The organism is Paenibacillus lycopersici (assembly GCF_010119935.1).
Classification (GTDB): Bacteria; Bacillota; Bacilli; order Paenibacillales; family Paenibacillaceae; genus Paenibacillus_Z; species Paenibacillus_Z lycopersici.
In genome coordinates this window covers 4,351,557-4,373,626 of record NZ_CP048209.1, presented here as the reverse complement: position 1 = coordinate 4,373,626, position 22,070 = coordinate 4,351,557, and the positions used below count along the sequence as shown (strand labels likewise).

General features: G+C 59.4%; 19 protein-coding genes. 14 read left to right on the top strand and 5 right to left on the bottom strand.

The window, feature by feature from the left end; translation table 11 throughout:
* The first annotated feature begins 14 nt into the window (after nucleotides 1-14).
* The 8 genes from GXP70_RS19315 (at nucleotide 15) to GXP70_RS19280 (ending at nucleotide 8,060) form a co-directional block, all read left to right on the top strand.
* Nucleotides 15-971, top strand: a complete 957-nt coding sequence (locus GXP70_RS19315) for an acetyltransferase (RefSeq protein WP_225442479.1) — start codon at nucleotides 15-17, stop codon at nucleotides 969-971.
* Nucleotides 972-1,012: 41 nt separating this feature from the next.
* Nucleotides 1,013-2,185, top strand: a complete 1,173-nt coding sequence (locus GXP70_RS19310) for an aminotransferase class I/II-fold pyridoxal phosphate-dependent enzyme (RefSeq protein WP_162358349.1) — start codon at nucleotides 1,013-1,015, stop codon at nucleotides 2,183-2,185.
* Nucleotides 2,172-3,074, top strand: coding sequence for a UTP--glucose-1-phosphate uridylyltransferase GalU (galU, locus tag GXP70_RS19305; RefSeq protein ID WP_162358348.1), 903 nt, complete (start codon nucleotides 2,172-2,174; stop codon nucleotides 3,072-3,074). The genes GXP70_RS19310 and galU overlap by 14 nt, the downstream gene beginning before the upstream one ends.
* The gene (gene tuaD, locus GXP70_RS19300) at nucleotides 3,075-4,418 is read left to right on the top strand and encodes a UDP-glucose 6-dehydrogenase TuaD (protein ID WP_162358347.1); all 1,344 of its coding nucleotides are present in this window, start codon (nucleotides 3,075-3,077) and stop codon (nucleotides 4,416-4,418) included.
* A gap of 4 nt (nucleotides 4,419-4,422) precedes the next feature.
* Complete coding sequence (locus tag GXP70_RS19295) at nucleotides 4,423-5,097, top strand: hypothetical protein (protein ID WP_162358346.1); 675 nt, start codon at nucleotides 4,423-4,425, stop codon at nucleotides 5,095-5,097.
* An 18-nt stretch (nucleotides 5,098-5,115) separates the two neighbouring features.
* Nucleotides 5,116-5,808: a hypothetical protein gene (locus tag GXP70_RS19290; protein WP_162354584.1), complete on the top strand. Its 693-nt coding sequence runs from the start codon at nucleotides 5,116-5,118 to the stop codon at nucleotides 5,806-5,808.
* A gap of 682 nt (nucleotides 5,809-6,490) precedes the next feature.
* Nucleotides 6,491-6,973 carry an NUDIX hydrolase gene (locus tag GXP70_RS19285; protein ID WP_162358345.1) on the top strand — a complete coding sequence of 161 codons (483 nt, stop codon included), beginning with the start codon at nucleotides 6,491-6,493 and terminating at the stop codon, nucleotides 6,971-6,973.
* Between the two features lie 193 nt (nucleotides 6,974-7,166).
* The gene (locus GXP70_RS19280) at nucleotides 7,167-8,060 is read left to right on the top strand and encodes a helix-turn-helix transcriptional regulator (protein WP_162358344.1); all 894 of its coding nucleotides are present in this window, start codon (nucleotides 7,167-7,169) and stop codon (nucleotides 8,058-8,060) included.
* 133 nt (nucleotides 8,061-8,193) lie between these two features.
* Here the strand turns inward: GXP70_RS19280 and GXP70_RS19275 are convergent, their stop codons facing one another.
* The 3 genes from GXP70_RS19275 to GXP70_RS19265 form a co-directional block, all read right to left on the bottom strand.
* Nucleotides 8,194-9,594 carry a DUF5808 domain-containing protein gene (locus GXP70_RS19275; protein ID WP_225442478.1) on the bottom strand — a complete coding sequence of 467 codons (1,401 nt, stop codon included), beginning with the start codon at nucleotides 9,592-9,594 and terminating at the stop codon, nucleotides 8,194-8,196.
* Between the two features lie 121 nt (nucleotides 9,595-9,715).
* Entirely contained in the window at nucleotides 9,716-10,108 is a 393-nt protein-coding gene (locus GXP70_RS19270) for a GntR family transcriptional regulator (protein ID WP_162358343.1), read from the bottom strand.
* Nucleotides 10,109-10,308: 200 nt separating this feature from the next.
* Nucleotides 10,309-11,328, bottom strand: coding sequence for a DUF2332 domain-containing protein (locus tag GXP70_RS19265; RefSeq protein WP_318652385.1), 1,020 nt, complete (start codon nucleotides 11,326-11,328; stop codon nucleotides 10,309-10,311).
* Between the two features lie 322 nt (nucleotides 11,329-11,650).
* Between GXP70_RS19265 and GXP70_RS19260 the strand changes: the two genes are divergently transcribed.
* From GXP70_RS19260 to murA, 4 genes are all read left to right on the top strand, one after another.
* Nucleotides 11,651-13,417: an ABC transporter ATP-binding protein gene (locus tag GXP70_RS19260; RefSeq protein ID WP_225442477.1), complete on the top strand. Its 1,767-nt coding sequence runs from the start codon at nucleotides 11,651-11,653 to the stop codon at nucleotides 13,415-13,417.
* A gap of 157 nt (nucleotides 13,418-13,574) precedes the next feature.
* Entirely contained in the window at nucleotides 13,575-14,237 is a 663-nt protein-coding gene (locus GXP70_RS19255; protein ID WP_162360556.1) for a VIT1/CCC1 transporter family protein, read from the top strand.
* A gap of 268 nt (nucleotides 14,238-14,505) precedes the next feature.
* Nucleotides 14,506-15,318 (top strand): DeoR/GlpR family DNA-binding transcription regulator, encoded by an 813-nt coding sequence (locus tag GXP70_RS19250; protein ID WP_162358341.1) that lies wholly within the window; start codon nucleotides 14,506-14,508, stop codon nucleotides 15,316-15,318.
* Nucleotides 15,305-16,603: a UDP-N-acetylglucosamine 1-carboxyvinyltransferase gene (murA, locus tag GXP70_RS19245; protein ID WP_162358340.1), complete on the top strand. Its 1,299-nt coding sequence runs from the start codon at nucleotides 15,305-15,307 to the stop codon at nucleotides 16,601-16,603. The genes GXP70_RS19250 and murA overlap by 14 nt, the downstream gene beginning before the upstream one ends.
* A 186-nt stretch (nucleotides 16,604-16,789) precedes the next feature.
* On the opposite strand, the gene GXP70_RS19240 is transcribed toward murA, so the two are convergent.
* Together GXP70_RS19240 and GXP70_RS19235 are read right to left on the bottom strand one after the other, a co-directional pair.
* On the bottom strand, nucleotides 16,790-17,818 hold the full coding sequence (locus tag GXP70_RS19240) for a phosphotransferase (protein ID WP_225442883.1): 1,029 nt from the start codon (nucleotides 17,816-17,818) through the stop codon (nucleotides 16,790-16,792).
* 293 nt (nucleotides 17,819-18,111) lie between these two features.
* Nucleotides 18,112-19,278 carry an iron-containing alcohol dehydrogenase gene (locus tag GXP70_RS19235; protein WP_162358338.1) on the bottom strand — a complete coding sequence of 389 codons (1,167 nt, stop codon included), beginning with the start codon at nucleotides 19,276-19,278 and terminating at the stop codon, nucleotides 18,112-18,114.
* Between the two features lie 193 nt (nucleotides 19,279-19,471).
* Here GXP70_RS19235 and GXP70_RS19230 point away from each other — a divergent pair, with 193 nt between their 5' ends.
* On the top strand, nucleotides 19,472-19,990 hold the full coding sequence (locus tag GXP70_RS19230) for a MarR family winged helix-turn-helix transcriptional regulator (protein WP_162358337.1): 519 nt from the start codon (nucleotides 19,472-19,474) through the stop codon (nucleotides 19,988-19,990).
* Between the two features lie 126 nt (nucleotides 19,991-20,116).
* Nucleotides 20,117-22,066 carry a 1,4-alpha-glucan branching protein GlgB gene (gene glgB, locus GXP70_RS19225; RefSeq protein WP_162358336.1) on the top strand — a complete coding sequence of 650 codons (1,950 nt, stop codon included), beginning with the start codon at nucleotides 20,117-20,119 and terminating at the stop codon, nucleotides 22,064-22,066.
* The last annotated feature ends 4 nt before the right edge of the window (nucleotides 22,067-22,070 follow it).

Below are 22,070 nucleotides of genomic sequence, written 5' to 3'. Positions count from 1 at the left end.
CGGCAAGGGTCCGCATGTCTGGCAGGGAGGCGCTCGGGAAGCCGGCGCGGACAGAGCATACATCGGTGCCGACAGAGCAGGCGTCGGCGCTAACAGAGCAGGCCCCGGCACAGACAGATCAAGTACCGGTGCAGACAGAACAGGCGTCGGCGCAGGCAGAACAGGCGTCGGCGCAGGCAGAGCAGGCGTCGGCGCAGGCAGAGCAGGCGTCGGCGCAGGCAGAGCAGGCGTCGGCGCAGGCAGAACAGGCGTCGGCGCAGGCAGAGCAGGCACCGGCGCCGCGTGAAGCGGCCGCCGCGGAGATGCCGCCGTCGCCGAAGGACTCGCCGCCGCTCGTCCCGCTCGTCATCGTCGGCTGCGGCGGCCACGGCCGGGTCGTCCGGGATATCGCCGAAGCGATGGGGCGGTTCGAACTTATCGCCGTCGCGGACGACAAATTCGACGAGATGAAACGGATGGAGGACGGCGTATGGCAGTGCCCGGTCGGCATCGTTCCCCGGGTGCTTCGGATGTATCCGGGCAGCCGGCTCGTCGTCGCGATCGGCGGCAATCCCGTTCGGCGGGCCATTGTGGAACGGCTCGCACTGCCGGAGGCATGCTACGCGCGGATCGTGCATCCCGGCGCGCATGTGTCGCCCCGGGCGGCGGTTGCCCCGGGCGCCGTCGTCATGCCGGGGGCGGTCGTGAACGCGGGCGCGCGCATCGGCGCGCATGCCATCGTCAATTCCGGCGCGGTGGCCGAGCATGACGCGACGATCGGCGCGTACGCCCATCTGTCGCCGAACGCCGCCGTCGCGGGAGGCGTCGAGGTAGGCGAAGGCGCGCACCTCGGCATCGGCTGCGCCGTCATTCCGGCGGTCGCGATCGGCGAATGGTCGGTGCTCGGCGCCGGCGCGGCGGCGGTATGCGATATTCCCCCGCGCGTCGTCGCGGTCGGCGTACCCGCCAAGGCGAGACGGGTGCTCGAATAGCTTGCGTTGGACCGAATACACAGACAAGGAGCGATTGCACTATGGCACATCAAGGCCGGATTTATCTATCTTCGCCGCATATGAGCGGCAGCGAGCATGAGTATGTACAAGAAGCGTTCGCCACGAACTGGATCGCGCCGGTCGGACCGCATGTCGACGGGTTCGAACGCGAATTGGCCGCGTTCGTCGGCACGCAGGGAGCGCTGGCGCTCAGCTCCGGCACGTCGGCGATCCATCAGGCGCTGCGATTGGTCGGGCTGGAACGCGGCGACCGCGTCTTCGTCTCGACGCTCACGTTCATCGCCAGCGTCAATCCGGTGCTGTACGAAGGCGGGGAGCCGGTATTCATCGACTCCGAGCCCGAGACGTGGAACATGTCGCCCCAGGCGCTCGAACGCGCGCTCGTCTCGGCGAAGCAGGACGGCCGGCTGCCGAAAGCCGTCATCGTCGTCAATTTGTACGGGCAAAGCGCCGACCTTGATCCGATTCTCGAGCTTTGCGGCGCCTATGGCGTGCCGGTCATCGAGGATGCCGCCGAGTCGCTCGGGGCCACGTACAAGGGCAGAGCAAGCGGTACGCTCGGCGCGTTCGGCGTCTATTCGTTCAACGGCAACAAAATCATTACGACTTCCGGCGGCGGCATGCTCGTCTCGAACGACCTGGACGCGCTGGAGAAAGCGCGCTTCTGGTCGACGCAGGCCCGCGATGCGGCGCTGCATTACGAGCATAGCGAGCTTGGCTTCAACTATCGGCTGAGCAATGTGCTCGCGGGCATCGGCCGCGGCCAGCTGAAGGTGCTTGAAGAGCGCGTCGCCGCTCGCCGCGCCGTCTTCGAACGCTACGAGCAGGCGTTGTCGCGCATCGACGGCGTCGCGTTCATGCCGGAAGCGGCGTACGGCATGTCCACGCGCTGGCTGACGGCGATAACGATCAATCCGCGCGTCATCGGCATAACGCCGGCGGAGCTGGTCGCCCTTCTCGCCAGCGAGAACATCGAAGCGCGTCCGGTCTGGAAGCCGATGCATCTGCAGCCTCTGCTGCGCGCGTACGATTACTACACCGATACGCCGCAATTCAGCGTATCCGACCAGCTGTTTGCCCACGGCGTCTGCCTGCCGTCCGGCTCCAATATGTCCGTGCCGGAGCAGGAGCGCGTCATCGATCTGATTGCCCAACATTTGCTTGCGAGGAGGCTTATTCATGAAAGTGCGTAAAGCGATTATCCCTGCCGCGGGTCTCGGAACCCGGTTCCTGCCAGCCACGAAAGCGCAGCCGAAGGAAATGCTGCCGATCGTCGACAAACCGACGATCCAATACATCATCGAAGAAGCGATCGCATCCGGCATCGAAGACATTCTGGTCATCAGCGGCCGGGGCAAACGGGCGATCGAGGATCATTTCGACAAGTCGTTCGAGCTTGAAGAGACGCTGCAGTCCAAAGGCAAGAGCAAGGAGCTGGAGCAGATCCGCGCCATCTCCGATCTCGCGAACATTCACTACATCCGCCAGAAGGAGCCGAAAGGTCTCGGTCATGCCATCTGGTGCGCCCGCAGCTTCGTCGGCAACGAGCCGTTCGCGGTGCTGCTCGGCGACGATATCGTGCAGTCGGAGCAGCCTTGCCTCAGCCAGCTGATCCGCGTATTCGAACGCTATTCCTCCTCGGTCGTCGGCGTGCAGCGCGTCAGCGACGAGGATGTATCAAAGTACGGCATCATCGCGCCGCGCGGTTCTTCCATCGAGCCGTCGGTATTCTTCCTGGACACGCTCGTCGAGAAGCCGTCGCGCAAAGCCGCCCCGTCCAACTATGCCATCATGGGCCGTTACGTGCTGACGCCGGATATTTTCGACATCCTGGAGCACCAGGCGCCCGGCGCCGGCGGCGAAATTCAGCTGACGGACGCGATCAAGAAGCTGAACGATCTGAAGAACGTGCTCGCGTACCAGTTCGAAGGGGTGCGCTACGACGTCGGCGACAAATTCGGCTTCATTAGAGCAACGCTTGACTTTGCTTTGCAGCGCGAAGACTTGCAGGCGGATATGCTCGCGTATATTCAGCAGGTGTACGAACAACAATTCTCACTCCTGACAAAGGCGGCGAAATAGATGAAGAAAATCACGGTGATCGGAACGGGCTACGTCGGCTTGGTATCGGGGGCGTGTTTCTCCGAAATCGGCAATCGCGTCATCTGCTGCGACGTCGACGCGCGCAAAATCGACATGCTCAAGAAAGGCGGCATTCCTATCTACGAGCCCGGACTTGATGCGCTCGTGGCCAAGAACGCCGAGCGCGGCAATCTGCTCTTCACGACGGAGGTCGGCGAAGCGATCGAAGCGTCGGACATCATCTACATCGCCGTCGGCACGCCGATGTCCGAGACCGGCGAAGCCGATATGCGTTACGTCATGTCGGCGGCCAAGAAGATCGGCGAGCATCTGAACGGCTACAAAATCATCGTCAACAAGAGCACCGTTCCCGTAGGCACCGGCGAGCTTGTCCGCGAGGTCGTGCAGGCGAACAAACGCAATCCGTGGACGCAGTTCGACGTCGTGTCCAATCCCGAGTTTCTCCGCGAAGGCTCCGCGATCAACGACTGCATGAACATGGACCGCGCCGTCATCGGCTCCGACAGCGAAGCGGCGCGCGAGACGATCGCCGAGCTGCACGCGCCGTTCCGCACGCGGATTTTCAAGACCGACCTGGAAAGCGCGGAAATGATCAAGTACGCGGCCAATACGTTCCTGGCGACGAAAATTTCCTTCATTAACGCGATCGCCAACATCTGCGAGCGGGTCGGCGCCAACGTGACCGACGTCGCGGAAGGGATGGGGCTGGACAGCCGCATCGGCAGCAAGTTTTTGCAGGCGGGCATCGGCTACGGCGGTTCTTGCTTCCCGAAGGATACGTACGCGCTCGCGCATATTTCGGACAAGGCCGGTTACGATTTCGAGCTGCTTAAGTCCGTCATCCGCACGAACCAGCGGCAGCGCCTGATCATCCTGGACAAGCTGCGGAGCACGCTGGGCAGCCTTGCGGGCAAACAGATCGCGGTGCTCGGCCTCGCCTTCAAGCCGGACACGGACGATATGCGCTATGCGCCGGCGCTGACGATCATTCCGGAACTGCTGAAGCAGGGGGCGATCGTTACGGCGTTCGATCCGATCGCGACGGAGACGGCGAAGCGGGAGCTGCCGGAAGGCGTGCATTACTGCGAAAGTCTGGAGCAGGCCGTGACAGGCGCGGACGTATGCGTCGTGTTGACGGAATGGCAGGATGTGCGGCAGATGGACCTTGCGCTCCTGAAGAAGCGGATGCGGCATCCGCTGATCATCGACGGCCGCAACTGCTTCCCGCTCTCCGCCATGCAGGAGCAGGGCATTCAATACCATTCCATCGGCCGCCGTTCCGTCCATGCCGCCGAGGCGGACCGTCAATCGGCGAACTTCTAACGCGATGGGAACGGGCCGCGCGCGCAAGCGATCCTGGAAACGATGGGCAGCGATAACGGCTTCCGTCGTCCTCTTGCTCGCCGGCGCTGCCTGGTACGCCTATACGGTAATGACGGACAAGCTGGTGGAGGTGCTGACGGATGAGGCGGCGCAAGACAGCGTCGGGGCTGACTCCGATGAGGGGGCCGCCGCGGCGGCTCCGCCAGCGGCAAGACCGGCGGATGAATCGCAGGAACGCGAAGCGTCCCCGCCGGGGAAGCATGCCTCGTCATCGGGCGCGCTTCGTCACCGGGCGCCAGCGCCGAAACCGGCGGCGAAGGCGGCGAAGGCGGCGAACGCGGGCAAGGACGGCGACGGGCAGTCATCGCCGAAGCAGCCGCCGCAAGCGGCGGTACCGCCGGAAGATGTCGCGACCGCCGCCCGTAAGGCGACCGTGAAGGACCGGCTCGCCATCGGCAAAGTGCTGCTGAACCACTGGGATGCCGCCGATTTGAAGGCGATGAGCGGGAAGCTCAAAGGCGGACTGACCGTCGCGGAGAAGCGGGAGCTGAAGCAGGAAGCCATGGCCAAGCTGACGCCGGAAGAATACGACAAGCTCGCCGCCATCGCGAAGAAGCTTGGACTGAGCCGCGGCAAGAGCTACGCCGATTCGATCCGCGAGCAGCGACTACGCCCGTAAGGGATCTGGAGGGAACTTATGTTGAAGCGTAAATTGGCAGTCATGACGGCAATCGCCGTCTTGTGCGCGACCGCGGCGCCTGCCGCAACGTACGCGCACGGGCTGCAAAAGAAAGAGTCGACGTTCTCGCATATCGGTCAACTCATTAAGCAGAAGCAAGAGGACAAGAAGAACGGCAAGGGCAGCGACGGTAAGAACGACGGCAAAAACAACGGTAACGGCAAGGACAACGGCAAAGGCAATAACGGTATTGGTAACGGTAATGGTAACGGTAACGGTAATGGTAACGGTAATGGCAATGGCAATGGTAATGGCAATGGCAATGGTAATGGCAATGGTAATGGCAATGGTAATGGTAATGGCAATGGTAATGGCAATGGCAACGTCAAGCCGGATCCTAATGCGGTCAATGCCATCGTGAAGGACACCTTGAACCAGCTTGCGGCGTTGCAAGGCCGATGCTCGAGCGATCTGATCAGCATTGCGCTGCAGTTCGCGAAAGCGACGACGACGCACCAGAAGACGGTGCTTTACGCGCAAGGCAAAGATACGTTCGCCGGCTGTGTCACGTCGTTTACCTTGATCATCGCGAATGCGACGCTCCAACTGAAGGCGATCGGTTCCGACGCCTCGCCGCTCGATCCGCTGAATGATGCATTCATCATGTTCCAGTCGGAAGGCAGAGCGATTTTGAATCGCATTATCGGCTAAGCAAGCACTTGAATTCAAAACTAGGGACAAAAGAGAACTCGCCGTTTGGATGAAAACGAAGGTTTCTCTGCACTCTGAATGGACGGCATGGACGATGCCGTCCATTCGTGCTGTAAAGAATCTTTTGTTGACAGAAAAAGATCTACGCTTTAAAAACATCAGTGAACCAATCCTGCTCACACGGCAGGATTATCAAGCCCAGAAGGGCAATCGAGCCCCAAATCCTGCTCACACGGCAGCTTTTTCCGGCCAAGAGGGGCAATCAAGACAAAAATCCTGCTCACACGGCAGGATTATCAAGCCCAGAGGGGCAATCGAGCCCCAAATCCTGCTCACATGGCAGGATTTTTCGGCCTTAACAGGCATCCGGGCCTGGAATCCTGCTCACACGGCAGCTTTTTCCGGCCCAGAGGGGCATTCGAGGCATGCGAGCCCAAAATCCTGCCCACCTATCCATCCCACTATAGCTCCGAAACATCCGGCGAGTGCTCATTCCCTGTTTTTCTCCAGCCCTACAATGGACGGGATGCGCATGTCATTCCATTCTTCTTGCGCTTGGGATCAAGTGGCTTCCGCGAGGATGAGGAGGAACTGCGGCTCTTGGCCGCGAATAGATCATGCATGCACGGCATTCCGAATCCCGAATAAGCGCGGCAGGGGTCAATAAGGGGCGTATCAGAATATGGCGGAACAATTTTACCGGCATATGGGGGTTTACGGGATATGCGTAATGGACAAGAAGCTCTTGGTTATACGTAAACGTCTCGGCCCGTACACGGGGCGGTTTGATTTGCCCGGCGGCCGTCCGGAACCGTCGGAGTCGCTGGAGCAAGCGATGATGCGGGAGATGAGAGAGGAAACCGGCTATGTCGTCCAAACGCTTGCCAGTATCGGCGTTTGCGATTTCGACGTGAAATGGATGCGGCAGGATGGCGCGACTGAGACTGTGCACCATATCGCGATATTATACGAGGCTTCTATAGACCCCGCCGAGGCGGCAGGAACAGTGGAGCCGTTCGAAGGACAGGATTCATCGGGCGCTGAGTGGCTTCCGATCCATGAAGCTGCATCCGCGGCTTGCTCTCCGTTGGTACGGCAAGCGATTGCATGGCTGAGCACGAAGACGATACCCGTTAGAAGAGCATCGTTTGACTATAGGGGCTGAACGCATGAGCGAGAACATGAACTTAAGCGATTCCTTGGACGCGATCCGGAACGAGCAAGCCGCTTGCGGCGGTCAGGCGTTCGCTCGGCCGCTCCCGGGGCTGGGGCTTGTTTATTTGCGAAATGGGTATATCCCATCCTGCGATAGTCTGATAAAATAAACGGGCGTAAACCTACTTAGGGAGGATTTTCTCTTGTCGTCCGAACCGCTGCTTACCTTTCTATCTCCGCCGCTTCCTTACTTCATCGAGTCTAATCGCGGAACGTATCCGAAAGGCGGCGAGCATCCGAATCGCCGGAATATCGGCGTGTTTGATCTGCTGTTCGTTCATAGCGGCACTTTATATGTCGGCGAAGAGTCCCAAACATGGGAAATCGGCCCGGGCCAGATGCTTATTCTCAGGCCTGATCTATGGCATTATCCAACCAAGCCCTGCACGGAAGAAACGGTGTTCGACTGGGTGCATTTCCAGACGGCCGGACCGTGGGAGGAGCACGATGGCAATAGCTGCGGCACGCTGCGGGGCGATTACTATTCATACGCCATCCGGCTGCCGAAAACGATGACCGTCGCCTATCCGGAAGAAGCGATCTCCTTGTTCAGCAAGCTGCACGATGCGGCGCTCGGCACGTCGCATGCCGCGTTCTGGCAGCGCCAGCAATGGTTCCTGCATCTGATGCAGCTGTTCGACGAAGGCTGGCGGAGCGACGCGGCCAAAGCGCCGATCTCCGTCGCCGAAGAAGCGGCGGCCTACTTGAAAATGAATTTCCGCACGACGGTGACCAACAGCAAGCTCGGCGAAGCGATGGGGCTGCATCCGAATTACATCGCGCGCTGCATGGGCGAGGTGTTCGACTGCACGCCGCAGCAATACTTGCTCTCGTACCGGATGGACCAGGCGAAGCTGATGCTGATGAAGACGAATTGGCCGATCTCCAAGATCGCCGACGAAACGGGCTTCAAGCAGACGCCTCATTTCTCGCGGTCTTTCGCGGAGCATGTCGGCATAACGCCGCTGTCGTACCGGAAACGGTTCACCGGTTCGTCGCTGGCAAGAAACAGCCAGCGGGATGAATTGGAAGAATAAGCCCCGCGCAGAATCGGCCTATCGATTCCGTCTCGACCGTCGAACAGCCTGCAGCGCGATTGCGCTGCAGGCTGTTCGTCTTCTATGCCCAACATTTCGGCTTCGCCGCAACTGACAACCGCATGGCGAACGATCACGGCTGCCAAGCTTGCTCCAATTGCGCGTACAGCTGCTTCGTGCGTTCCGGGTCGAGGTCGTTGAAGAAGATATACGTATTGCGCAGCTTGATGCGAATGTACGGCGGATTGTTTTTGTAGACATAGAGCCGCGCCGCGCCCAGCCCTTTCAGCGTGAATTTGCCTCTTGCCACGCGCGGCGTTCCTTCGCCGTTCGTCCGGTTTCCCTTCGGCACTTCATCGACTAGATCAAGCTGTTCGATATCGGCAAGCGGGAAGCCGTAATCATACATCGGATAGTCGATTTCGATTCGATGTTCAGCCGTGAGCGTCAGCATCGGGGACGTGAGCTCGGAACGAATTAAGAGGAAGGATACGACAATGATCGTGCCGGCGAACAACGCGACGATCCCGCCTGCGATGATTTTGCCCGCGACGGTGCCCGTATTGATCGTCGTCCCGATCCCGATCCGTTTCGGAACGATCACCGCGTTGTCGTACGGATTATGGTACGTAAAGCCGTTCGCCCAATACTCGTCGTCATCGGTATAAATCGCCTGCCCGTCCTGAGACAGCGCTTCTTGCTCCCGGGCATGAATACGGCGGTATGTCGTCAGTACGAGGAGAAGCGAGACAAGGGCGAGCAGGGCGGGAACCGTTATCCAGATGCCGATCTCCGCCGTGCTGTCGAGCGACAGCAGCGCGATCAGAAGCGGAGCGTGAACGCTCTGCGCAATCGCGAGCAGCAGCCACATGTAGGATAACGCTCTCCGGCGCGCTTGGTTTAAGCTCAAATTCAAGTCGCTGTTCGCGCTGAACGCCTGCGCCTTCATTCGGCCCATATAGTAAGCGGCGATTGCCAGCAGCAGCGTTAATCCGATTCCCGCGTATGCGATGCCGGTCAGCGGCTCCTCTTCGCGGATCGCCCATAAGAGCGTTCCGATCGAGATCGCCAGCGGGAAAGCGAACAAGCCGATCGGGGCGGATGTGGCGTTCTTCATGCGGGCGGCCCGCAGATCGCCGTGCACGACGTTCTTCTTGCCGACGAACCATTCCTGTTCCCGCTTCAAGGCGAGCGTGGCGCGGAAGGCACGCCGGCCCGGAGCAGCCATGCCGACGATGAATACGGTAAGCCAAGCGAAGAAGTAGATGAACGAATAGGCATTCAAGGCCTCCCATGCGTTCAACGCAAGGAGCGGGAGGGCGGCGGCTCCCAGCCAAATGCTCAACCGCGCGAATTGCTTCTTGAACCGTACTTGAATGGCGCCGACCGCCGGATGCTCGATGGCGTGCGCGGGGAGCGTGACGGCGAACAGCATGCCGTTCTTGTAGGAGGCGAGCGGCCGGTAAGTTGCCCACATCGCGAGATAGAGGATCAGAATCGGGAAGAGCTGGATCAGCGTGATGGTCATGAACATCGTGACGGGCTCCTTTCGTTGAGAACTGAGTCAGTGGATGAAGGCAGGCTCGGCGGATGCCTTAAGGCAGGGGCATGAACAGGGATGGCGGAAGCGCGAGATGCCGAGGCCAAGGCGGTTCTCAAGGCTGAGGCTCGTACCTCATCCGGGCGAAAATGCGATCGCACAGCGAATCGAACTGCGAGCGCTCGACGCCTTTGATAGCCGCTTGCGCAATGATCAGCTGAAGCTGCTCTTCCAGTCGCGGAGGCGGCTGGCTTCCTGCGCCGACCGGCGTTCGGGGGCTTATTTTCGCGCCATGGCGCCTGTCGATGACGATATAGCCTTCCTGCTTCAACAGCGCGTAGGCCTTGTTGACGGTCATCGCGTTGATGCCGAGCTCGTCGGCGAGCTGGCGGACGGTCGGCAGCTTCTCGGCCGGTTCGAGCTGACCGGTCGCGATGCCGATCACGATCTGGTTGCGCAGCTGCTCGTAGATCGGCGTGTCGCTGTCCAGCTGCAAAGTAATCATCATTCGGTCGCTCACCTCAAAACGGTTGTTTGTATTATTTATAGTAATACAAATGATACTTACAGTAAATACATGGAAGCATGGGGACCGAAATTAAATTTTACTTATCGTCTCCTGGGCGGCGCTCCATTCCCCGAAGTAACAACGAAAGCCGTTCCGGCGTCAAGCGCTTAGAACGGCGATCGTCTTATGATGCTGGTTGTCTACATCAGCCACCTGAACCAACGTCCGTGGCCTTCGGTTTCCGCGATCTTCGTCGGATGCAGCTCCCCGTCCAAATACGCGTCCAGATGGAGATCGAGATCGTCCATATTATTATAGAGATGATAGTAATCGCGCTTGCGGCCAAGTTCCCGAAGGCGCGCCCTTAATGCCTGCTTGGCCTCGGCGGTGAACTGGTTGGCGACATGCGTATGGAAGATGCACAGCGTCGCTTCCGCTGGCGCTTCGGCGGCCACATCCGCGATCAGCTCGATGGCATCGCCTTCGATCAGCCGGACGGGCGTACGCTTCAAGCACGCTGCCGCAGTCGTCAGCCGCATGCGGCGCTCCCTATGCTCCGGCCAGATGAGCGCGTTCAACCAGCGCAGATCCGCTTCGTCGTTAAGGTCGTTGACGTGCAGGTCGATGCCGGTGCGGGAAGCGACAGGCGGACTTTCGAGCAGGAGATCGGGCTTGTTGTCTCCAAGCGGCTCCGATTCCAGGCGAAGCGCGGCAGACGCGCAGCCGTATGCAGCGCCGTCCGCTCCGTACGAATAGCCGTACCGGTCCCACAGCAGCTGCAGCCCGGCGCTCGTGCCGATTTCGATCAGTGCGAGCGGCTTGCCCGAATGGCGGTAAACATGGCAGAAAGCAGGATAGAGGTACGCGCAGCGATTGACCTCGTTGGTCTGCACGCGCTTGCTCTTCAGCAGCGCGACGATTTCGCGCCGATACGCGGCGCAGAACGATCGGAACGGCTCGAATGCGAGCGCCGGCTCGCCGGGATCGTCGACAAGGCTCGGATAGAAGCGGCGGAGCGGGTGCCGGGCTCCCTGGAGCAATACATCATGTACGGCGCCGAAGAGCATGTTCGGCTGAGGCTGGCCTGCTCGCGCCTGCGCGGCAAGCGCGAGCAGCTCGGCATCCTTCGCGATTCGAAGCGAAAGCGCTTCGTAGAGCGGACTGGAATCGCGGAAATAACGGACGGCGTACCGGTGGAACAATTCCGATAAGGCTTGCATGCGCATCCTCCTCCAATATCAAGTTACTCGTAGTATATACACGGGGGTTGATAAAAGGAATTTTCTATATTTTATCCACTATATAGAAGATGTTTATTGGATTGACGGAGCTATGGTGAGGTGCGTCGTCTCGCCTTGTCCGGTACGAAGCGATGGCCGGAGAAGCGCGCGAATACGGCTTGCAAATGCGGCGTTTACAAACGACGGTTTATATTTTAAGATATCGAGTGGCTATGAAGATATTAGAAGAAAGAAGGATGGGACACCTCAGATGGAGAGAGCAGCAAGAGCAGAGAGAGTAGAGAGAAGCAGGACCCGCAATTTGAACTACGAGCACACGTTTCAGCAGGTCGCCATGCAGGAAGAGCAAAGCACGTTCAAGTTCCTGGTCTCGCTGTACCGGGGAAACTTCATGAATTTGTCGCTGTCGGTCCTCTTCTACATGATCAAGAGTCTTCCGATCTTCGTCCTGCCGGTCGTCACGGCGAATATCATCAACATCGTCAGTCATCCCGGCAGTCATCCGATGCGATCGCTATGGATCAATTTCATCGTCATCGCCGTCATTATTTTGCAAAATATCCCGACGCATACGTGGTATGTCTCCTTCATGAGCCGGGCGATCCGCCACGTGGAGGCAAGCATTCGGAGCGCGCTCGTCCGCAAGCTCCAGCAGCTGTCGATTACGTATCACCGCGATCTGCAGGCGGGCAAGCTGCAGTCGAAGGTGCTGCGCGACGTCGAGGCCGTCGAGCAGCTGTCGAAGCAGGTCATGCTCGCGCTGCTGCCGGCGATCTTCAATATTATCGTCGCGGTCATTATCACCGTCTATCACAGCTGGTCCGTGTCGCTCTTCTTCGTGCTCACGATTCCCGCCGCGGTGTTGATCGTGCAGGTGTTCAAAGGCAAGATCCGCTCCACGAACAAAGAATTCCGCAAAGAAATCGAGAAGATGTCTTCCAAGATGTCCGAGATGGTCGAGATGATTCCCGTCACGAGGGCGCACGGACTGGAAGAAGTGGAGATCGAGCGGATCGACCGGTCGCTGTCCAAGCTGCAGGGCAAGGGCCAGCGGCTGGACATTATCGAAGCTTATTTCGGCGCGTCCAATTGGGTCACGTTCCAGCTCTTCCAGGTGCTCTGCCTGATTTTCACCGCTTACCTGGCGTATCAAGGCAAGATCCCTGTCGGCAACATCGTCATGTACCAAGGCTTCTTCAGCATGATTCTCGGTTCCATCACCGCCCTGATCACGACGTACCCGAACATGGCGAAGGGCTTCGAATCGATTCACTCGATTACGGAGATTTTGCGCTCCCAAGAAATCGAGAATAACCAAGGCAAGCTGAAGCTGACGGCGATCAACGGCGATATCGCGTTCGACCGGGTGCAGCTTGTCTATCCCGGCAGCGAGCATCATGTATTAGAAGAAGTTACGCTGAACGTGAAGGCCGGCGAATGCGTCGCCTTCGTCGGGGAATCGGGCGCGGGCAAATCGACGATTCTGAATTTGGTGACGGGCTTCCTGCAGCCGACCGGCGGCATCATGACGATCGACGGCGTCGATTTCAATGCGATAGATCTGCGGGAATACCGGAAGTTTCTCTCCGTCGTGCCGCAGACGAACATCTTGTTCTCCGGCACGATCCGCGACAACATCACGTACGGCCTGCCGGATATTACGGACGAGCAGGTCTACAAGGCGATCGAGATGGCGAACCTCGCCGAATTCGTCGGCCGCCAGCCGCTCGGCATTCATACGAAGGTCGGGGAACACGGCGGCAAGCTGTCCGGCGGGCAGCGCCAGCGGATTGCGATCGCGCGCGCGCTCATCCGCGATCCGAAGATCATCATTCTCGACGAAGCGACGTCCGCGCTCGACAACGCGTCGGAATACCATGTGCAGAAGGCGATGCAGAAGCTGATCAAGGGACGGACGACGTTCATCGTCGCCCACAGGCTGTCCACGATCCGCGACGCCGACCGCATCGTCGTCATGAAGCAGGGCCGTATCGCCGAGGTCGGCACGTTCGACGAGCTGATCGCGCGCAAGGGCGAGTTTTATCATTTGAAGCAGCTTCAGCTGTAGCCGCGGCGATCCGCAGCCGCTCGAATCCGGCGGCAAGAAGCCGATGCTCGTTCGCGGCCGAAGCCGTACGCATACCGCGAGGCGCGAGAGATCGCGATGAAGGAGGGGACAGGGCTTGGCGGAACCGGAGAACAACCCGCATATCGAGAAACATTTCATGGCTTCCGACGCCATTCGCGACATCGTCATCGGGATGTCGGACGGATTAACGGTCCCGTTCGCGCTGGCCGCAGGACTGTCGGGCTCCGTCTCGGGAACGAATGTCGTCGTTATCGCCGGGCTGGCCGAGATCGCCGCAGGGTCGATCGCCATGGGGTTAGGCGGCTATTTGGCCGCGAGAACGGAACGGGAGCATTACGAGCACGAGCTGGAGAGGGAACGCCGGGAGATCGTCGAGCTGCCGGAGCGCGAGAGGGAAGAAGTAGCCGAATTGCTGCGGGAATGGGGGCTGAGCGAGCCGGTTGTCGGGGAGGCCGTGAAGGAAATCAGCAGCGATCCGCAGCGGTGGACGGCCTTCATGATGAAACACGAGCTCGGTCTTGAAGAGCCTGAGCCCAAGCGAGCCCGGAACAGTTCCGTTACGATCGGACTGTCCTATATCGTCGGGGGAATTATTCCGCTGCTTCCGTATATGCTCGTGCATCGCGCAGCTTCGGCGCTGCTCGTGTCGGTTATCGCGACGCTGCTCGCGTTATTCGGATTCGGTTACGGCAAAGGCAAATTGACGGGCTCCAAACCGTGGAAGAGCGCCGTTCAAACCGCGCTTGTCGGGGGATTGGCGGCGGGAATCGCCTTTCTGGTTGCCAGGCTCATTACGTGATTCGCCGTTAACGGCACTTCATTCAGCCGATCTACATGGTTGACCTCCGGAAGGAAGAAGGAAGAAAGAAGAAGGAAGAAGCAGCGTCGGTCCCGGCGTTGCTTTTCGGCGTTCCCAGCGTTGCTTTTCGGCCTTCCCAGCGTTTCTGGCGTTGATGATGTTACAAAATCATGAAACAACCAGAAACAAGACGAATGGCTGATTGACAATCCTGAATCATACGGAATAGGATAGGAGAAGAAAAAGGAAACGGCCATGGGGGAATAAGATGTTAGCCGAAGAACGAAGGCAGCGCATATTGGAGCTGCTTGCCGCGGACCGGAGAGTCATCGCCAAGGACTTGGCCGGCCGATTTCAGATTTCCATCGACTCGATCAGGCGCGACCTGACGATCATGGAGGAGCAAGGCTTGCTGCAGAAGACGTACGGAGGCGCGATTCCGCTGTCTCCGCTGCCCAAGGTGCGCACGCTGTCCCAGCCCCGGTCCATCCGGTATGGAGAAGCGGCCCCGCATCAGGACGCGATATCGCGTTACGCGGCATCGCTGATTCAAATGAACGATACCGTATTTATCGGCGGGGCGGGCATTCATTACGGAATGCTGCGCCACTTGCCTGAGGATATTCCGTTCACGGTCATTACGAACGCGCTGACGATCGCCGAAAACATTCGAAACCGGAGCCATATCGAATCGTATCTCATTGGAGGCAAGCTTCGATCCGCCGGCGACAGCCTGATCGACACGATTGCCTTCGAAATGATCGGAAAGTTCAATTACGATATCGGATTTATTACCGGAGGCGGAATCGCGCTGAACGGCGTCAGCACGTCGACGCCCGAAGGCGCCGCTTTGACGCGCGCCGTCTCCGAAGCGTCCAGACGCACGATATGCCTGGCGCCGCACGAGAAGATCGGCGTGCAGATGTTCGCCGGGTCCGTTCAGCTGCATCAAATCGATCTGCTGATTACCGACCAGGGCGCTTCCGAGAAGTTCGTGCGCGAAATCGAGAGCCGAAACATTCAAGTGAAAATTGCGGATGAATACGATTCGAACGAAGGAGCAAACCATGAGAGCGATTAAAGTTGAACGATCCGCGCCGCTTCAAGGCAGCGTTAAAATTCCCGGCTCCAAGAACAGCGCGCTCGCGCTGTTCGCGGCGGCCTGCATGGCGGATGGGCCCGTCACCCTGCTCGGCATCCCCGATATCGCCGACTTGCGGGTAATCGACGGGCTGGGCAAGGAGATCGGGCTTCATATCGAGCGGCATCCCGACGGCAGCGTAACGGTCGACGGAAGCGGCGTCAGCAGCACGGAGTTCGACCCGGTCCGATCCTCTTCGTTCCGGACGGCCTATTATTTCATCGGCGCGCTATTGGCCAAATTCGGCAGCGTATCCGTCGGCTATCCGGGCGGAGACGACTTCGTCAGCCGTCCGATGGATCAGCATATCAAAGCATTGAAGCAGCTTGGCGCGACGTTCACCTTCCATGACCGGCATTACGAAGTCAAGGCGGCGGCGCTGGAAGGCGCCGTCATCTATTTCGATACGATTACGAGCGGCGCGACGATCAATGCGATGCTGGCCGCCGTTCTCGCCAAAGGCACGACGGTGCTCCTCGGCGCGGCGCGCGATCCCGAAGTGACGGATACGGCTAATTTGCTCAACCGGATGGGCGCGCGCATCGTCGGAGCGGGCACGGATCATATTCGGATCGAAGGCGTGACGTCCTTGAAAGGATGCACGTACACCGTGATCCCGGATCGTCTCATCGCCGGCGCTTTCCTGATGGCGGCCGGCGCGACGGGCGGCTGCATTACCGTGCAGGACGTCATTCCGGAGCATATGTCCTCTTGCATCGCCAAGCTGCGCGAAATCGGCATGGACATCGAAACGACCGAGCATGCGGTGACGGCGCGGTCGACGGGCGCGCTGCGGGCGACGCGCGTCCGCACGGCGATGTATCCCGGCTTCGCGACCGATCTGCAGCAGCCGTTAACGGCGCTGCTGACGCAAGCGGCCGGCAAAAGCATCGTCGGCGACCGCATATATCCGTCCCGATTCAATCATGCGGCGCAGCTCGGCCGGATGGGGGCGAGCATTAAAGTCCGCTCCGGCGTTGCGTTCGTGAACGGCGGACAGCCGCTGCACGGCGCGCTCGTGCACGCGTCGGACGTCCGGGCGGGCACATGCCTCATCATTGCAGGACTTTGCGCCGAAGGCACGACGACGATTGCCGGCGTCCAGCATATCGAACGGGGCTACGAGGACGTTGTCGGCCAGTTCCGTTCGCTCGGCGCGAACATCGGCATGTTCGACTCCGACGAGCAGATCGCGCATGTCGCTTCGCTGCGGATGAGCAAGTAAGGGATAGGCATCGTCATACGGGGCTGTCCCAGAAGCCGGATTCTGATTGTTCGGAGTCCCGCATAGAACCGAATTTCTTCGAGAAAAGGACCTCAACTTCCACTTCGCAGTGGAAGTTGAGGTCCTTTCGCGTAATAAACGGGATGTTCCCATGGCATGCGATGGGGTTAGCAGTACGTCCCGCGATCACCGATGCCGCAACAGCTCCTCGACTGCCCCGACCTTGAATTCGACGCTGTCCCAGCGGTCCATGCAATGATGGAGGATCATCTCCAGATCATTCGCGTTCTGGGCATCCTCCGTGTTGCGGTAGAGAAGGTTCATTAGCCAGTTGGTCAGATTCCGAAGATGATGGCGATAGGCATAGAATCGCAAAAGGTCCGGATTGACCGTCACGGCGCGCCCAAGCTGCCGCTCGTACGCGGTCAAGAACACGCCGAACTCTTCGCCCATGTAACCGATGAAATCGAATTCCGGCGGCGCGAGCAGCATCGACTCCCAGTCGACAACATACAAGTCATTGTCGTTTCGGATCAGATTTCCGCCCCACATGTCGCCATGGCATAATACATGCGCTTTGGGATCGGCTACCGCCGCATCGCGAAGCCGATGCAGGAGCGTCATCAAGCCGCGGATCTGCGCCAGCTTCGGCAACAGCGACGCCTGCAAATCCGACAGGATCGGATTGGCGAAGACGGCGGTCGTTTCAAGCGCCGTCAGGCATGTCTTCAACTCGGTTTCAAAGGAAAGATCGTAGGTTTCGGACACGAGACTCGTCTTGTCGATCAACGGGGCAAGCCGATGGATGGCCGCCGCCGCCGCCGCGATCCGTGCGACGATCGCTTCGGAGAAGGGATAGGCGTCAGCCAGCGTCTCTCCGTCGATGAAGTTAAACAGCACCGCCGTTATGCCATGGAAACGGGTCGCGAATTGCCCGTTCCGATTCGGAAACGGGTAGGTCAAATACCGGAAAAGGCCGCGATGATGCATGTGCCAAGTGGCCGGCAAATACTGCCGAAGGCGCTCGATGCTTCGGAGCTGCCGGCCGTTCGCCGAGTCGAACAATTTGAGATAGCGGCGTTCGCCGTTCGCGCAATCCACCCGATACGAATAAGCCGAATCTCCCATCGGAATGAAGCGGATGCGTTCAATCGGTATCCCGTATTCGTGCTCCAGATGCGTCGTAAGAATGGAATCCTCGATCCGGTGTTTCACTTCCAACGGCTTCACCCTCCAATAGGCTGTAAAGAATCGATCCCGATAAGCTGTAAAGCAGCGCTGCTATCCACTTCTCGATCGGGACGCCTTTTCCCTGCAGCCGCTTGCCGCGTGAACGGAAATTGCCGCGTTTGCCGCATCGCAACGCATAAAGCAATGGCCTCGATACCGCCGCCCGGAAGCGGTCGGCGGTATCGAGGCCATTGCATGGCATGCGAGATGCGTCGAATGAATTGCTTGATCCGGCCTGCTGCCTGCCGTTGTTGCTGCTTGCAGTCTGCCGCTTGCCGCTACAGCGCCATGGTCAAAATTTCTTTCACGTCCTCTTGGTTCAGCTTCTTGAAATTGCCGAGCGGCCCGAACAGCACCGCTTCCCGCGCCATGACGTCGAGATGCTCCTCGCCGATATCGTAGAACGACAGCGTCGCCGGCGCCCCGATCCGGGTGAAGAAGGCGCGCGTCGCGGAAATGCCGGCGAGCGCCATGTCCTCGTCGGATTTGCTGCCGCGCTCGATGCCCCAGACGCGTTCCGCGTACTGCGCGAATCGCTCGACCCGTTCGTTGTACACGTATTTCATCCAATTCGGGAATACGATGGACAAGCCGGCGCCGTGCGGAATATCATAGATCGCGCTGATTTCGTGCTCGATGCCGTGGGACGCCCAGTCATTGGCCATGCCGACGCTGATCAGGCCGCCGTTCAGGGCAAGCGTGCCGCACAGCATCAGGTTCGCCCGGGCTGCGTAATCGTCCGGCTTGTCGAGGGCGGTTTCCGCATTCTCGATGACGGTCTGCAGGATAGATTCGCACAGCCGCTCCTGCAGCGGGACGTCCGCCGTCAGCGAGAAATACTGCTCGAAAACATGCGACATGATGTCGACGATGCCGTTGACGGTCTGGTCGCGCGGAACGGAGAACGTCAGCGTCGGGTCAAGAATGGAGAAACGCGGGTAAGTATGCTGGCTGCCGAACGAACGCTTCTGTTTCGTTTCCCAGTTGGAGACGACGGAATTGCCGTTCATTTCCGAGCCGGTAGCCGACAGCGTCAGAATAGCGCCCATTGGAAGCGCATCCCGGATGACCGCCTTATGCATGAAGAAGTCCCAGACGTCGCCGTCATAGCGGACGCCGGCCGCGATCGCCTTGGACGCGTCCAGCACGCTGCCGCCGCCGACGGCCAGAACGAAGTCGACGTTATGCTCGCGGCACAGCTCGATGCCGCGCTTGACGGAGCTCAGCCGCGGATTCGGCTCGATGCCGGCCAGCTCGACGACGGCTGCGCCGATCGACTGGAGCTGGTTCATGACTTCGTCATGCAATCCGGTTCTTTTTATGCTGCCTGACCCATATACAAGTAGAACCGTCTTGCCGAACGGCTCCGTCAAGCTGCCCAATTGCGAGACCGTGCCTTTGCCGAAAACGATTTTCGTAGGATTCTGGAACGTGAATGAATGCATGCCGCACCTCCGGTTAATTATACTCCGATCATTGTAGCGATTCCCCGAAAGCGAAGTCAAGCCGAGCGGAAGCGGTCCGCGCGGAGGGAGATCGAGATTGACCGAAAAGGAGGCATGCTCTAATATAGTTCGTAGTTGAACTGTTCATGTGTATGACAGTCTATTATCGAGCTGTTAGGGGAGGAACTATCGAATGAAATACGCTGATCCGCAAGTCGAACAAGCGATCGAGGTGCTGCAGTCGTTCATGGCCGTCACGCGCGCGACCTCCGAATTGACGCGCCGCAACGCGGAAAGCGTCGGATTGACGATGCTCGGGATGTCCATCGTGAATACGCTGTTTCGCTCGCCCGGTCTCACGTTGAAAGAGTTGACAGAGCGGCTGCAGGCGTCCAAGAGCACGATCAGCGTCAGCGTGGAAGGACTCGTGCAGGCAGGCGCCGTGACGAGAGTCCAAGCCGAAGGAAACCGGCGGGAAGTGAACGTCGCGCTGACCGCCGAGGGGGAGGCGCTTGCGCGGAAATCGATCCGGCAGGCCTACTCCTACCGGGCGATGACGGCCGCGCTTCAATCGCTGGACGAAGGGCAGATCGGGCAGCTGCTCGGCATGCACGCGCGAATCGCGGAAGCGCTCCGGCGGTTCGACATCGAAGCGATAACGGACGAGCGAACGGAAGCCGATTCGGACTCAGACGGCTTGAACCAGCAATGAGAATTTTCTGAAAATTGGATGCCAACTTTAACCGTGACGTGTATAATGAAAGCATGATCGCGCTGCGTTAGTATTCATAACAAAACCTTAACAAAGAAGCTACGCTAAGGAGGTGGATGGCGCTTTATGGCGAATGCAGCAACCGTCGGGATCTCATTGCGCGATATGTATTTGTTTAACAAAGGCAGCCTGTTTCACAGCTACCGCACATTCGGCGCGCATCCGATCCGGCTGGCCGACGAATACGGCGTTCGTTTCACGGTGTGGGCGCCCAATGCCCGGAACGTATGCGTGGTCGGCGACTTCAACGAGTGGCAGGGCGCGCGGCACGGCATGGAACGCATCGGCGAGACCGGCGTATGGAGCTTGTTCGTGCCCAACCTCGAGCCGGGTACGGTATACAAGTACGAGATTCACGCCTCGACCGGCGCCCGTCAACTGAAAGCGGACCCGTACGCCTTCCAATCCGAGCTCAGGCCCGATACCGGCTCCGTCGTATCCGACGCGTTCCATTACGAATGGGAGGATGGCGACTGGCAGCGGCGCAAGCAGGAGATGAGCCCGTATCACGAGAAAATGCTTATCTACGAGGTGCATCTCTCGTCCTGGCGCAACCGGGGCAAGGAACTGTTCTGGACCTATGAGGAGATGGCGGACGGACTTGTCGGATATGCAGCCGAAATGGGCTATACGCACATCGAGCTGCTTCCGGTCACGGAGCATCCGCTCGATATGTCCTGGGGCTACCAGGTGACGGGCTACTACGCCGCAACGAGCCGGTTCGGGACCCCGGCCCAGCTCATGTACTTGATCGACCGCTGCCATCAGGCGGGCATCGGCGTCATCCTCGACTGGGTGCCGGGCCACTTCTGCAAGGACGATCACGGGCTGCGTCTGTTCGACGGCACGCCGATCTACGAGGGAGCGGACTGGAAACGGGCGGAGAAGCCGCTGTGGGGCACGCTCGCCTTCGACTTCGGCCGCACGGAAGTGCAGAGTTTTCTAATTTCGAACGCCATCTATTGGATGGATGTGTTTCATATCGACGGCCTTCGCGTGGATGCCGTCGCCAGCATGATCGACCTTCATTTCGACAAACCCCCTGAAATGCTCACCTATAACAACTTCGGCGGAACGGAGAATATCGACGCGATCCGCTTTCTCAAACGATTGAACGAAACGGTGTTCCACTACTACCCAGACGCGCTTATGATCGCTGAGGATTCTTCCGCTTGGCCGGCCGTCACGTCTCCGACGTACATGGGCGGACTCGGCTTCAATTTCAAATGGAACATGGGCTGGATGAACGACATGCTCCGGTACATGGCGCTCGATCCGTCCGAACGGATGCGTCATCACAATCTCATAACCTTCTCGCTCGTGTACGCCTTCTCCGAAAATTTCGTGCTGCCGCTGTCCCACGACGAAGTCGTGCACGGCAAACGGTCGCTCTTGAACAAAATGTCCGGCAGCTACGAACAGAAATTCGCCCAATTGCGGCTGTTCTACGGCTACTGGATGACCCATCCCGGCAAGAAGCTGCTCTTCATGGGCGGCGAGTGGGGCCAGTTCGACGAATGGAAATACGACGAAGCGCTCGATTGGATGCTGCTCGATTATCCGAAGCACGGCGCGATGCACGACTACGTCAAGGCGCTGAACGGCGCGTACGGCGAACTGCCATCGCTATGGGAGCGGGACTGCGACCCCGGCGGCTTCGAATGGATCGACGTCCATAACGCGGCCCAGAGCGTCATCGTCTTCATGCGGCGCGGCCACGGCGAGCAGGACTTCTCCGTCATCGTCTGCAACTTCTCGAACCGGCATTACCCCGAGTATCGTATCGGCGTACCCGTGCCCGGCCAATACAGAACGGTGCTGCACAGCGATGCGGCGCAGTATGGCGGCTCCTTGTCGAACGCGTCCGAGACGATCTCCAGCGCCGCGGCCGCTTGGCACGGAAGGCCCTGCAGCCTGGTGCTCGACCTTCCTCCGCTTTCGTTCCAGCTGCTTGCCTTCTCCGCAGGGGACCATGGCCCGAGCGGGCGCTTTTCCGCTTTGCATGGATTGACGTAATGCA

Bases quoted from the DNA above. Each gene is read 5' to 3' on its own strand.
- GXP70_RS19265 (WP_318652385.1), bottom strand. From the start codon at position 11,328: ATGCAAGCCTTATCGGAATTGTTCCACCGGTACGCCGTCCGTTATTTC.
- glgB (WP_162358336.1), top strand. From the start codon at position 20,117: ATGGCGAATGCAGCAACCGTCGGGATCTCATTGCGCGATATGTATTTG.
- GXP70_RS19315 (WP_225442479.1), top strand. From the start codon at position 15: ATGTCTGGCAGGGAGGCGCTCGGGAAGCCGGCGCGGACAGAGCATACA.
- GXP70_RS19250 (WP_162358341.1), top strand. From the start codon at position 14,506: ATGTTAGCCGAAGAACGAAGGCAGCGCATATTGGAGCTGCTTGCCGCG.
- GXP70_RS19270 (WP_162358343.1), bottom strand. From the start codon at position 10,108: ATGATGATTACTTTGCAGCTGGACAGCGACACGCCGATCTACGAGCAG.
- GXP70_RS19275 (WP_225442478.1), bottom strand. From the start codon at position 9,594: ATGTTCATGACCATCACGCTGATCCAGCTCTTCCCGATTCTGATCCTC.
- galU (WP_162358348.1), top strand. From the start codon at position 2,172: ATGAAAGTGCGTAAAGCGATTATCCCTGCCGCGGGTCTCGGAACCCGG.
- GXP70_RS19290 (WP_162354584.1), top strand. From the start codon at position 5,116: ATGTTGAAGCGTAAATTGGCAGTCATGACGGCAATCGCCGTCTTGTGC.
- GXP70_RS19235 (WP_162358338.1), bottom strand. From the start codon at position 19,278: ATGCATTCATTCACGTTCCAGAATCCTACGAAAATCGTTTTCGGCAAA.
- GXP70_RS19255 (WP_162360556.1), top strand. From the start codon at position 13,575: ATGGCTTCCGACGCCATTCGCGACATCGTCATCGGGATGTCGGACGGA.
- GXP70_RS19295 (WP_162358346.1), top strand. From the start codon at position 4,423: ATGGGAACGGGCCGCGCGCGCAAGCGATCCTGGAAACGATGGGCAGCG.
- murA (WP_162358340.1), top strand. From the start codon at position 15,305: ATGAGAGCGATTAAAGTTGAACGATCCGCGCCGCTTCAAGGCAGCGTT.
- GXP70_RS19285 (WP_162358345.1), top strand. From the start codon at position 6,491: ATGGCGGAACAATTTTACCGGCATATGGGGGTTTACGGGATATGCGTA.
- GXP70_RS19310 (WP_162358349.1), top strand. From the start codon at position 1,013: ATGGCACATCAAGGCCGGATTTATCTATCTTCGCCGCATATGAGCGGC.
- GXP70_RS19230 (WP_162358337.1), top strand. From the start codon at position 19,472: ATGAAATACGCTGATCCGCAAGTCGAACAAGCGATCGAGGTGCTGCAG.
- tuaD (WP_162358347.1), top strand. From the start codon at position 3,075: ATGAAGAAAATCACGGTGATCGGAACGGGCTACGTCGGCTTGGTATCG.